The sequence below is a fragment of the Clostridioides sp. GD02377 genome, assembly GCF_045899875.1.
Lineage (GTDB): Bacteria > Bacillota > Clostridia > Peptostreptococcales > Peptostreptococcaceae > Clostridioides > Clostridioides difficile_A.
Map to the genome: position 1 here is coordinate 1 of NZ_JBJODA010000076.1, position 587 is coordinate 587.

At 33.2% G+C, this 587-nt stretch carries 1 pseudogene; it reads left to right on the forward strand.

Features of this window, described 5'->3' with window-relative positions:
* Positions 1–145 precede the first annotated feature (145 nt).
* Positions 146–587 (forward strand): annotated as a pseudogene (locus tag Q3304_RS20875) (replication protein); the annotation flags it as partial.

Here is a 587-nt window from a genome sequence, read left to right on the forward strand (position 1 = left end):
TGAGTCTATAGATAAGGATAAAAATAGAGTCGATAGCGAGGTTTATAAGAAGTTTAGCAAGTTAGCAATAGATTTGACTAAGCAAGAGTATGAAAAGGTTCTAAATGGATATAAGAGCATTTTAGATAAGCAAAATCAAGAGTAGGTGATAGTATTGGGGATTATAAGAGTAAGCAAAGACAAAGATAATCCATATGTAGTTTTAAATAAAACTTGTTTGGAAGATGTAAAATTAAGCTGGCAAGCAAAAGGTTTACATTCATATTTAATTAGTAAGCCCGACCATTGGAAGATATATGTTAATGATTTATACAAAAGAAGTAAAAATGGGAGGGATGCTACAGCAAATATTTTAAGGGAGCTCATAGAAAATGGATATATAACAAGAACACCTTGTCGAGATTCTAATACTAATAAGATGCTTGGAGGATATGATTATCAAGTATATGAGATACCACTTGAAAATCCTCAGAAGCTAAAATCCCGAAAAACTGATTTTCCGGAAACCGGGATTCCCGGAAACCGGGTTTCTCGGAAACCGGAAAACACGGAACTAGTAAGTAATGACTTTAAAGTAAGTAATGATG